The following is an 11,288-nucleotide window of genomic DNA, read 5'->3' on the forward strand; positions in this document are numbered from 1 at the left end:
TGGTAAAAGTGTGGTTGCCAGACTTTTCAGGGCTCCCTTTAGGGAGCGACCACAGGAGATAGGCCCTTATAGGGCCTGTTCAAACCACCCGTTCAACGGGTGGTTTTGATTGTTTGCATGTTGGATTAAAAGAGAACGCCACCTACTCACTGAATGCAGGTGGCGTTTTTGATTTTGCCTGTATCAAGTTTGGTCAGGTCCAATGGGGACGGGACCATAGCACAAAGGAAAAGGAAGAGAAAAAGGGCACCAGTTAGTGTAACGATAGCTTGAAGGCAACACTTTTTCATGCAGCAACCCTACCTTTCCATGGGGATAAATATAGTATACCTGTGCAGCGTTTCAATAACAAGACAGACTTCCTCAAAATGTAAGGTAAAAAACTTTTGCAAAATCTCTTGACTTAAAGTGAGGTTTAACTTGTATGATAGTGGTGTGGTAACAACCATGCTACACGCAGAACGCCATGATCCGAAAAAACTGTCGCGTGTAGCTGCTTCAGACCTGGTATTTATGTAGGGAGGTATTTGCCGTGAGAATCAAAGATCAGACGCAGTTTGAACAACAGAATGTATTTGGGACTGGACCGTCCAACAACGCCTATACGCAGTATTTTGTGGGGCAGTCGTTTCTGAACCCCTTGACAGATCCGAAGTGTGGACTATTTCTGGCCAACGTGACCTTTGAGCCGGGGTGCCGTAACAACTGGCATATCCATCACGCGGCCCAAGGCGGCGGGCAAATCCTCATCTGCACAGCAGGGGAGGGCTGGTACCAGGAGGAAGGGAAACCGGCTGTAAGTTTGGTACCCGGTACTGTTATTACGATTCCGCCGGAGGTCAAGCATTGGCATGGTGCCAAGGCGGACAGCTGGTTCAGTCACATTGCCATCGAAGTGCCGGGCGAGAACTGCCGTAACGAATGGTGTGAGCCGGTGAATGATGATGAATACGCAAAACTTCAGGGATGAACAGGAGAAAATGACGATCTTACAGGAAACATATCATTTGGAAAATGGTGTACAGATTCCCAAACTCGGGTTGGGTACCTGGTTTATTGATGATGACAAAGCAGCCAAGGCCGTCCGGGATGCTGTTAAGGTGGGATACCATCTGATTGACACCGCGCAGGCTTACGGAAACGAACGTGGTGTAGGCGAAGGTGTACGCACCTGCGGTCTGCCGCGAGAGGAATTGTTTGTGACCAGCAAGGTAGCTGCAGAAGCCAAAACCTATGAGGAGGCGGCCCGATCCATCGACGAGACCCTGACAAAAATGGGGTTGGAATATCTGGATCTTATGATTATTCACAGCCCGCAGCCCTGGACGGAGTTCCGTGTAGAAAACCGCTATTTTGCAGAAAACAAGGAAGTCTGGCGGGCGCTGGAGGATGCCTACGCAGCGGGAAAATTGCGGGCTATCGGTGTTTCCAACTTCCTGCAGGACGATCTGGAGAATCTGCTGGATGACTGCCGCATCAAGCCGATGGTGAACCAGATCTTGCTGCATATTACCAATACGGATAAAGCGTTGCTGGATTATTGCCATGCACATGGCATCCTGGTAGAGGCCTATTCACCCATTGCCCATGGTGAAGCGCTGAAGAACCCCGCCATTACGAAAATGGCGAAAAAGTACAACGTGACCCCGGCGCAGCTGTGCATCCGCTATGTACTTCAGTTGGGAACGGTAGCGTTGCCCAAGACGGCAAACCCTGCCCATATGCAGGACAATAGTGCGGTGGATTTTCAAATTTCTACGGAAGATATGCGAACCCTGGAAGCTATGGAGAAGATCAAAAGCTACGGCGAATTTGATATGTTCCCAGTGTTCAGTGGTAAGCCTTTGAGCTGAGAGAAACCTTGCATCTACAGCAAAAGCGGCAGGATTTTCCTGCCGCTTTTGTTGTAACCGGGAAATTAGTTGCACAAGAGAATCATCATTTCCGCAAAAAGAGGACACAGGGCAAACCAGATATAGACCAGGTGAAACATAAGCTCCACCCATGGGAAAAAACGAGGGTGGAAGGCTCTGCCCCAGATAAAAAAGGAATGCAGAAAGAAACCATGTTCGGCTGCTTTGCAGATTTGTGTGACCAGGCCACTAACTCCGATGCAGATGAGACAGACTACCGGTTTTGGTAAAATCAGTCTGGGTTCCAGAACGCCGCTGCTTTCCGGATGCCATTGTGCAACAACCATCATAGGGCAAGTAAGCAGAATCAAGATAGCCAGACCAACGGTCAGCCAAAACATGGCATTGAAAACAGACTTCCACTGTATATGGCTGGGAGCAAGCAAAGAAAAGAAATCTTCCAGAGATTGTCCGGCGTCGCTGCCATCCCCACGATCCGCATGCATCAATTGGGCCAGGGTAAGTCCCAATGCATCGGCCAATGGTTCCAACGTATTGATATCGGGAAAACCCAGTCCACGTTCCCAACGGCTGATGGCTTTGTCTGTTACATGGAGTTGTTCGGCCAAAGCACTTTGTGTCAGACCTTTGGCCCGGCGGGTCTCTGCCAGAAATGTACCGAATGCCTTTGCATCCATAGAAAAAAGCCTCCTTCGTTGTGTTAAAAGCATAGCACGGACCCGCCGTAAAGTAAACCGATGATTCATTTACATGCGATATACCGTTGAATTCAATCTGGCACCGGCAGTTTTTGCTGGGAGTCTCTTGCCGCAGTCTGGAATGTGTAGTACAATGCAGGGAAAGAAGAACGACACAGAAGCAAGGGGGGCAAAACTATGAAAAAGCTGACATTTGACCGACTTATAGGGGCGGGTGTTGTGCTGATAGCTATTGCCAATGCGCTGGCTTTTTGGTTTCATGTGGGTGTTTTGGTAAACCTTGCCTGGATCTTATATGGGGCAGTCTGCCTTGTACACCCGGTCTGTCCGGTTCGGTGGCAGAACACCAATCGGGAGAAGAACGCGGTGCTTGGGGTAAGGATTGCAGGCATCCTCTGCATTACTGTGGGATTGCTAACCCGTTTTGTGGTGTAGAAGCCAATCAAGAGAAGACGGGTAAACCGTGAAAAAGCAGTAGAGGGCAAAGACCGGTTGCCTTCACCCCCGGAACGGTCATGCTTATTAAAAAAAGGACGGAGCAGATGCTCCGTCCTTTTTTGTCTGTTACAGAATGCCCAGACCGCTGAGCAGTGTTTTCAGCCCGATGAGAATCAGTACGATTCCGCCCAACCGCTCAGCCGGAGCGCGGTATTTGTCGCCGAAGATGGCACCCACCTTGACGCCGATACCGGACAATACACAGGTAATGCAGCCGATGAGCGTGACAGCGGGCAAAATCTGAACCTGTACGGCGGCAAAGCCTACGCCCACGGCAAAAGCGTCGATACTGGTGGCAACAGCCAGCGGCAGCATGGCTTTGGGAGAGTAATCGTCATCCAGAGATTCATCTTCGCCGAAACTTTCCTTGACCATATTGGCACCGATGATGGCCAACAAAAAAAAGGCGACCCAGGGACCGAAACGGGTCAGCAGTGTGGAGAAGCGGTCCCCGAGAAAATAACCCAGGGCAGGCATCAACCCCTGAAATCCGCCGAACCATACACCGCAGATCAGCGCGTGGCGGAAACTTACTTTCCGTACGGACAGCCCTTTGCAGATAGACACCGCGAAGGCATCCATGGAAAGGCTGATGGCAATCAGAATCAGGTCAAACAACGTCATATAGCATTCCTCCGTTTTTTGGCAAGAAAAAAAGACCTACCTGTCCCGTAAAACAGAACAGGTAAGTCTCGCCATTTCAAGTTAAGCCAGAGCCTTGCAGCTCATTATGTTGGCAGAACTGTGCTGCGGCTGCTCCACCGCGGCACCGGCTACTCCCTTACACATTGCCAGTATCTTATCATGCCCATGACGGATTGTCAAGATAAAAGGGATTGCAGCTTGCACAATCTGTATATTTAGAGTACAATAGGCGTAAATAAAACCGGGGGCAGGGAATATGAAGTACAAAGTTCTGGCACTGGATCTGGATGGAACGCTGACCAACAGCGAAAAAATCATCACGCCGCGGACCAAGGCGGCTTTGCAGGAAGCAGCCCGGCGGGGTGTCTGTATCGTGCTGGCCAGTGGGCGGCCTACGGTGGGCATTCAGCCCCTGGCGCGCGAACTGGAGCTGGAAAAATTCGGCGGCTGCATTCTGAGTTACAACGGCGGCAAGATCATCGATTGCCGGACAGGGCAGACGCTGGTTCAGCATGCGTTCCCGCCGGATCTGATCGAGCCGGTCTGCACCTTCAGCCGGTATTGGAATGTAGTGCCGCTGACCTATGATGCCAACGGCATTGTGACGGAAAATGCAGCCAGCCCCTATGTGCAGGAGGAGGCGCGGATCAATAAGATCCCTGTGCGTCAGGTGGAAAATCTGCCGGAGGAAGTGCGTTATCCGATTCATAAACTTTTGCTCACGGGTGACCCGGCGGATATGCCTCACGTAGAAGAATTGATGCAGCAGGAGTTCGCCGGTAAGCTTTCAATCTACCGTTCCCAGCCGTTTTTCATTGAAACAATGCCCCTGCATGTGGAGAAGGCCGCATCTTTGGAGTTGTTGCTGCGCAGCAAGGGTCTGACGGCGGATGCACTGATGGCCTGCGGCGATGGCTGGAATGACCTGCCCATGATCCGCTATGCGGGGCTGGGTGTGGCTATGGGCAATGCCCAGGCCCCCGTGAAAGCTGCCGCCGATGTACTCACGGCCGACAATGACCACGACGGTGTCGGCCTGGTAGTGGAGCAGTATATTTTAAATGAGGAGAACTGATTCGTGAATCTGATCGTTTTTGACCTGGAATGGAATATTGGATACCAGCCCAAGACCTTTCTGTATCATGGAACGGAACTGACGCTGCGCGGGGAAATTATCCAGATCGGCGCGGCGCGTATCAACGCTTACGGAGATGTACTGGACACCTTTGAAGTCAATCTTCGTCCGCGTATTTTCCGGAAATTGCAGCATCATATTGCCAAGGTCACCGGCCTGTCGCAGGGAGATCTGGATGCCGGTATGCCCATGAAAGAAGGTTTGCAGAAGTTCCTGGACTGGGCGGGTCCCGATGCAGAACTGGCGGAGTGGGGCCTGGACGATGTTCCGGTACTGAAACAGAACCTTTTCCTGGTCGGGTTGGATGAACGCTGGCCGGAACGGTGGTATGACCTGCAGCGAATCTTTCTGAAGAGCTACCCGCGCAAGGAAGGGGAGGGCATGACGCTGGAGAGCGTGGTGGACCGCTTGGGGATTCCCAAAGAGGAACCTTTCCACAATGCGCTGGATGATGCCCTGTACACAGCCCGGATCTGTCGTAAGCTGCCCTTGGCCGAAGGGCTGGCAACCTATCCTACCGACGAAGAACTGTTGCGGGAGGCTTTGCTGGGGGACGATACCGCGGCAAAAGACGTGCAGGTTTTCATGGACCGCCTGGAGCACGATGATTATCGCAATGCGCCGGAATTGAACACGGTGCACTGCCCGGAATGCGGCGCACTGCTGACCCATGATGAGGTGTGGCTCAAGCGTGGCAATACAGGTTATTATACCCGCAGTACCTGCCCCTATTGCGGACACTGGTATGTGCGTTTCAAGCTCAGCCGCCGCGACGGGCTGCATTGGAGCTTTGCCCGCTGCACCGACCCGGCAACCCCGGAAGCAGATGCCCGTTGGAACAAACAACGCGCAGCATTTGTAGAACGGATGAAGCGCAAGAAAGAGCGCGAACAGGAATAAGCAAACACCCCGGAGAAATCCGGGGTGTTTTTTTACTGCTGGCAGTACAAATAAAAAAAGACGGCCGAAGAAGGCCGTCTTGAAAAGCAGTGCTGGCAGTGCTGTTAGATCAGTAGGTAATGATCAGGCCCTGATCCTGGGCGTAAAAACTGCACAGGCCGGAACAGGGGAAAATCCGAATCTTGGCGTTCGGCCATTTGGCACGGATACCGTGCTCCAGTAACTTGGCAGCGTTTTTGTTGTTGCATTCGCTGATAAAGACCGGATGCACGCCATCAAATTTGTCGTCATCCATCTGCTCCAGAATTTTGGCAAGAACACGGGTTTCGCCGCGGGTCTTGAAGAAGAAATCGATTCGTCCCTCGCTGGTGCGGCGGCCCAGAACACGCATATTCAAGCGCCCGGCGATAAAACCAACCACCTTGTTTACACGACCGTTTTTGGCCAGATTGTCAAAGCTGGCCAGAGAGAACAGGATGTGGGTGGTTTCGGCAAATTTTTTCAGGGCAAAGCAGACATCGTCAAAGTCCAGCCCTTCGCCGATGAGCTTGTTGGCCAGTTCGGCGGCATCGCCCAACGCACCGGCGCAGCTCAGGGTATCCAGAATGAAAATTTGTTTTTCCGGGTGTTCCTCCAGCACCATTTCCCGGGCGGAAAGGGCGGCATTGTAACTTCCGGAAAGATTGCTGCTGATGGTCAGGGCAATGACCTGATCGGCCTGCAAGAAATATTCTGCCCATTCTTCGGGACTGGGGCAAGCGCTGGTGCTGGCACCATTGTATTCGGTCATGGCTTGCAGCATCTGCGGTACATTCAGCGTCGGCAGGTCAACATATTCGCGCTCACCGATGCGAATCTTAAAAGGAACCAAGGCAAACTGTACACCGGCGGCGGGGCGTTCCAGCTCTCGAATTTCGCAGGAACTATCGGATACGATCATCCACGCCATAAAGCAGTGCCTCCTTTACATGAATATTATACTTTCATTATAGGTGGCGGGAACGGAAGCGTCAAGTGAAAGATTTATGCAGATGCAGTGCGGGTTTTATGTAAAAGATTGGTCGGCCCCTTGCCCCGGTACGGCAAAAGCGGTATAATGGGACCATCGCAAACGAAATGTAGAAGCAGGAGCTTTCCATGGCGGATTTTTATACCTATCGTAATGAGTTTTCCCGCCGGCGCCGCAAGCGTCGGGTGGTGTTGGTTTTGTTGGTCATCCTGGCGCTGATCTGTGCAGCGGTGGGCTGGTACTGGCAGCAGCAGGATGCGGAGCCGCAGCCTGCACCGCAGGTGGAGGCAACCCCGACCGCTGCCACAGCCACACCGGAAGTAGCTGTTACTCCGGAACCGACGCCTGCTACAGGAAAAGCGCCTGAGAGGATTGTGCAGGCCGTGGACACAGCGGTGTGGGATACCTCTACGCCGGTGACACAGACCATTGATACCGAGTATCTCAATACGGACCACCGTATGATCGGTGTGCCGATGCTGGGGACTGTCACCAATGATTACTTCAATACGGTCACGTTTGTGGGGGACAGCATTGCCTCCGGCCTGGGAATTTATCAGACCGGTCTGCCCAATGCCAAGTACGCCACTTACACCAGTGCGGGCGTCAACAGTTTTGTGAACAATGTGACCATGAAGAACGCTGTTACCGGCGTGCAGGAAACGCCGATGGAAGCCATTGTTGCCACGCAGCCGGACTATGTCTATATTCTGGTAGGCACCAACAATCTGGTGACCCAGGGCGGGGAAGAAAGCTTCCTGGCTTATTATGAGCGGCTGATCGATATGCTGCGGGAACAACTGAACCCCGGCGTGATTTTCTATATTCAGGCGATCCCCGGTGTGCAGGAAACGGTGGTTCAGAGCAAACCCGGCCTGGATAACGCCCGCATTGCGACCGTCAATGATTTGTTGGCCAACCTGGCGCTGCGCAAGGGCTGTTATTTTGTGAATATCCGTGAAGTGCTGACCAACCCGGCAGATGGCAGCCAGATCGATGATTATCAGGTGACGGACGGCGTGCATTTCAATGCTGCCGGCTACCGTGTATGGGCCGAATATCTGGCTACCCACACGGTATGGAACCGCCGCAGCCAGTACAGCGGCCAGAATCCGTACTATATTTACGGAGCATAATTATTAAACAACCCCACACAAGGTGTAAAAAGTACCTTGTGTGGGGCTCTTTTGTATAAGAATACAACAACACAACGCACTTTGTGTCGAATTTGCACAAATCGGAAAAGGCAAGCCACAAAATTTTAGAGGATTATTACAGAAAAACCTTGAAATTCACCTGCGAAACGGGTAATATAGAAATAGCAAAATACACGGGTTGTGCGTCAGTGCAGCCCAAAAGGGGAGATTACGTTGAAGCAAGGCAAACAGACACCTAAGAGTTCTGACTTGCCCATTTATCTGTTCCGTCAGGGCAACAACCAGGAAGCGTACCGTTACTTCGGCGCGCATCTGTGTGAGCAGGACGGTCAGGCCGGCGCGGTGTTCCGTGTCTGGGCGCCGCATGCCAACGCGGTCGCTGTGGTTGGTGATTTCAACAACTGGGCGCCGGGTGATCACCCGATGCAGAAAGTGGCCGAAGGGATCTGGGAACTGTTCATCCCGGGCATCAAGGAATATGATGTTTACAAATATTGCATCACCACGGCTGCTGATGAATTGATCTATAAGGCAGACCCCTACGCATTCCACACCGAGACCCGCCCCTCCAACGGCAGCAAGGTGTACGACATTGAAGGCTATGCCTGGGGTGATGAAGCCTGGAATAAAGAGGAAGAAAAGCGGGATGTCATTAACAGCCCGATGTCCATTTATGAACTGCAGGCCGGCAGCTGGAAAATGAAGGACCCCGAAAACGGAGTTCCTTACAATTATGCCGAATTGGCAGATGAGCTGATCCCCTACATAAAAGAGATGGGTTACACCCATGTGGAATTGCTGCCCATTACGGAATATCCTTTTGATGGCAGTTGGGGATATCAGGTTACGGGCTATTTTGCCCCCACCAGCCGCTACGGCACCCCGAAAGATTTCATGACCTTTGTGGATAAACTCCACCAGGCGGGCATCGGCGTTATTCTGGACTGGGTCCCCGCGCACTTCCCCAAGGATGCGTACGGCCTGTATATGTTCGACGGTGCGCCCTGCTATGAAGACCCCAATCCTCGCCGCGGCGAGCACAAAGAGTGGGGCACCATGGTCTTTAACTATGGTATGAACGAAGTGGCCAGCTTCCTGGTATCCAGCGCAATGTTCTGGATCGAAAAATACCATGTGGATGGCCTGCGTGTGGATGCCGTCGCCAGCATGCTGTACCTGGACTACAACCGCCGTGACGGCGAGTGGGAGCAGAACTGCAAGGGCGGTAAGGAAAATCTGGAGGCTATTGCTTTCCTGCAAAAGCTGAACACCGCCATCCTGACCCGGTACCCCCACAAGATGATGATCGCCGAGGAATCCACCGCATGGCCGCTGGTGACCAAACCTGCGGCAGATGGTGGTCTGGGCTTCAACTTCAAGTGGAACATGGGCTGGATGAACGACATGCTCAGCTACATGAAGACCGATCCGCTGTTCCGTGCGGGCAACCATGGCAAGGTGACCTTCAGCTTCTTCTACGCATTCAGCGAGAACTTTGTCCTGCCCATCAGCCACGATGAAGTGGTACACGGCAAGTGCAGCCTGATCAATAAGATGCCCGGTGACTATGAGGAGAAATTCTCCAACCTGCGCACCTTCTATGGCTATATGATGGCGCATCCCGGCAAAAAGCTGCTCTTTATGGGCCAGGAATTCGGTCAGTTCATCGAATGGGATGAAAAGAAACAGCTTGACTGGATGTTGTTGGGCTATGAAAAGCATCAGCAGCTGCAGGCCTATGTGAAGGACCTGAACCATCTGTACCGCGATACCCCCGCCCTGTGGCAGGTGGATTACAGCTGGGAAGGGTTCCAGTGGATCGTGCCGGATGATAACCAGCAGAGCGTTATCGCTTTCCTGCGTCGTGATGCCGCCGGCAAGATGCTGATGATTGTTTGCAACTTCAACCCGGTGCTTCGGCAGGATTACCAGATGGGCGTGCCCAATCCCGGCAGCTACAAAGAGATCCTCAACTCCGATGATCCCAAGTACGGCGGTTCGGGCGTGACCAATGGTACGGTGCGCAGCAAGAAGGGTGAGATGCACGGCTTCGAACAGCATATTTCGCTGACGCTGCCGCCGCTGTCTACCATGTACTTCCAGGTGCCTGCTGCACGCAAACCCCGTACCAAGAAGGAAGACGCAAAGGCAACGGAAGAAAAGCCCGCCACCAAAAAGACTGCTGCCAAAAAAGCGGCGGCCGAAAGCAAAGCGCCCGCAAAACGCGCGCGCACTACCAAAGCCAAATCGCAGGCGTAAGCCCGCCTTGTCCCTGCGTGATGGATAGATCGTATACCCATACATCTTGTTAAGTAATGGCGTAACAGCCAGAAATTTAAGGGGAGAAATCTTATGGCAAAAGAAATGATCGCAATGATCCTGGCCGGCGGCCAAGGCTCGCGCCTGTATGCGCTGACCCAAAAGCTCGCCAAGCCTGCAGTTCCGTTCGGCGGAAAGTATCGTATCATCGACTTCCCGCTTTCCAACTGCGTCAACTCCGATATTGATACCGTCGGCATCCTGACGCAGTACCAGCCACTCGTTCTGAACGAGTACATCGGCAATGGCCAGCCCTGGGACCTTGACCGTCTGCATGGCGGTGTCCATGTGCTGCCGCCGTATCAGCAGGCAAGCGGTTCGGACTGGTACAAAGGCACGGCCAATGCCATCTATCAGAACCTTTCGTTCATTGACCGCTATGATCCCAAGTACGTGATCATTCTGTCCGGTGACCAGATCTGCAAGCAGGATTACTCTGACTTCCTGCGCTTCCACAAGGAGAAGGATGCCGAGTTCTCTGTGGCTGTTATGGAAGTGCCCTGGAGCGAAGCTTCCCGTTTCGGCCTGATGGTTACCGATGAGGATGACCGCATCAACGAATTCCAGGAGAAGCCGAAGAACCCGAAGTCCAACCTGGCTTCCATGGGCATCTACATCTTCAACTGGGATATCCTGAAGAGATACCTCACCGAAGACGAAGCTGATCCCAACTCCGAGAACGACTTTGGCAAGAACGTCATTCCCAACCTGCTGAAAGATGGCCGCCGTATGTACGCCTATCACTTCAGTGGCTACTGGAAGGACGTAGGAACCATCTCCAGCCTGTGGCAGGCCAACATGGAAGTTCTGGACCCCAGCCACTCCGGCATCAACCTGTTTGATGAAAACTGGAAGATCTACTCCCGCAACTCCGGCCAGCCTTGCCAGCGCATCGGCAATGACGCGACCATCGTGAACTCGATGATCTCCGAAGGCTGCAAAGTCAATGGTACCGTCAACAACTCCATCCTGTTCCCCGGCGTTACCGTCGAAAAGGGTGCTACGGTAGAAGCTGCCGTCGTGATGGGCGGCACGATCATTAAGGCCGGCGCC

11 protein-coding genes are annotated in these 11,288 nt (G+C 52.8%); 8 read left to right on the top strand and 3 right to left on the bottom strand.

From position 1 onward, the window contains the following. The first annotated feature begins 532 nt into the window (after positions 1–532). Both H6B10_RS08760 and H6B10_RS08765 read left to right on the top strand, forming a co-directional pair. On the top strand, positions 533–970 hold the full coding sequence (locus H6B10_RS08760) for a cupin domain-containing protein (protein ID WP_204651249.1): 438 nt from the start codon (positions 533–535) through the stop codon (positions 968–970). A gap of 10 nt (positions 971–980) precedes the next feature. Continuing rightward, positions 981–1,853, top strand: a complete 873-nt coding sequence (locus H6B10_RS08765; protein ID WP_204651250.1) for an aldo/keto reductase — start codon at positions 981–983, stop codon at positions 1,851–1,853. A gap of 65 nt (positions 1,854–1,918) precedes the next feature. On the opposite strand, the gene H6B10_RS08770 is transcribed toward H6B10_RS08765, so the two are convergent. Continuing rightward, a complete protein-coding gene (locus H6B10_RS08770) occupies positions 1,919–2,584 on the bottom strand; it encodes a helix-turn-helix domain-containing protein (protein WP_243427328.1) in 666 nt (221 codons plus the stop codon). Between the two features lie 165 nt (positions 2,585–2,749). On the opposite strand from H6B10_RS08770, the gene H6B10_RS08775 reads away from it, so the two are divergent. Continuing rightward, on the top strand, positions 2,750–3,007 hold the full coding sequence (locus H6B10_RS08775) for an oxidoreductase membrane subunit (RefSeq protein ID WP_204651251.1): 258 nt from the start codon (positions 2,750–2,752) through the stop codon (positions 3,005–3,007). A gap of 129 nt (positions 3,008–3,136) precedes the next feature. On the opposite strand, the gene H6B10_RS08780 is transcribed toward H6B10_RS08775, so the two are convergent. Next, on the bottom strand, positions 3,137–3,694 hold the full coding sequence (locus H6B10_RS08780) for a manganese efflux pump MntP (RefSeq protein ID WP_204651252.1): 558 nt from the start codon (positions 3,692–3,694) through the stop codon (positions 3,137–3,139). A gap of 277 nt (positions 3,695–3,971) precedes the next feature. Between H6B10_RS08780 and H6B10_RS08785 the strand changes: the two genes are divergently transcribed. Continuing rightward, complete coding sequence (locus H6B10_RS08785; protein ID WP_204651253.1) at positions 3,972–4,790, top strand: Cof-type HAD-IIB family hydrolase; 819 nt, start codon at positions 3,972–3,974, stop codon at positions 4,788–4,790. Between the two features lie 3 nt (positions 4,791–4,793). Next, on the top strand, positions 4,794–5,750 hold the full coding sequence (locus H6B10_RS08790; RefSeq protein WP_204651254.1) for an exonuclease domain-containing protein: 957 nt from the start codon (positions 4,794–4,796) through the stop codon (positions 5,748–5,750). 109 nt (positions 5,751–5,859) lie between these two features. Here H6B10_RS08790 and H6B10_RS08795 read toward each other — a convergent pair whose 3' ends face one another. Beyond that, positions 5,860–6,699 carry a DegV family protein gene (locus H6B10_RS08795; protein ID WP_204651255.1) on the bottom strand — a complete coding sequence of 280 codons (840 nt, stop codon included), beginning with the start codon at positions 6,697–6,699 and terminating at the stop codon, positions 5,860–5,862. Positions 6,700–6,887: 188 nt separating this feature from the next. On the opposite strand from H6B10_RS08795, the gene H6B10_RS08800 reads away from it, so the two are divergent. The 3 genes from H6B10_RS08800 to H6B10_RS08810 all read left to right on the top strand — a co-directional run. After that, positions 6,888–7,895 (top strand): SGNH/GDSL hydrolase family protein, encoded by a 1,008-nt coding sequence (locus H6B10_RS08800; RefSeq protein WP_204651256.1) that lies wholly within the window; start codon positions 6,888–6,890, stop codon positions 7,893–7,895. Between the two features lie 234 nt (positions 7,896–8,129). Then, complete coding sequence (gene glgB, locus H6B10_RS08805) at positions 8,130–10,175, top strand: 1,4-alpha-glucan branching protein GlgB (protein WP_204651257.1); 2,046 nt, start codon at positions 8,130–8,132, stop codon at positions 10,173–10,175. Positions 10,176–10,268: 93 nt separating this feature from the next. Then, positions 10,269–11,288: glucose-1-phosphate adenylyltransferase (locus H6B10_RS08810; RefSeq protein ID WP_204651258.1), on the top strand; the 1,020-nt coding region annotated here is incomplete at its 3' end.

Source organism: Gemmiger formicilis, from assembly GCF_016901605.1.
Lineage (GTDB): Bacteria > Bacillota > Clostridia > Oscillospirales > Ruminococcaceae > Gemmiger > Gemmiger formicilis_B.

Coding starts and splice junctions, on each gene's coding strand:
- H6B10_RS08765 (WP_204651250.1), top strand. CDS start 981: ATGACGATCTTACAGGAAACATATCATTTGGAAAATGGTGTACAGATT.
- H6B10_RS08770 (WP_243427328.1), bottom strand. CDS start 2,584: ATGCTTTTAACACAACGAAGGAGGCTTTTTTCTATGGATGCAAAGGCA.
- H6B10_RS08775 (WP_204651251.1), top strand. CDS start 2,750: ATGAAAAAGCTGACATTTGACCGACTTATAGGGGCGGGTGTTGTGCTG.
- H6B10_RS08780 (WP_204651252.1), bottom strand. CDS start 3,694: ATGACGTTGTTTGACCTGATTCTGATTGCCATCAGCCTTTCCATGGAT.
- H6B10_RS08785 (WP_204651253.1), top strand. CDS start 3,972: ATGAAGTACAAAGTTCTGGCACTGGATCTGGATGGAACGCTGACCAAC.
- H6B10_RS08795 (WP_204651255.1), bottom strand. CDS start 6,699: ATGGCGTGGATGATCGTATCCGATAGTTCCTGCGAAATTCGAGAGCTG.
- H6B10_RS08800 (WP_204651256.1), top strand. CDS start 6,888: ATGGCGGATTTTTATACCTATCGTAATGAGTTTTCCCGCCGGCGCCGC.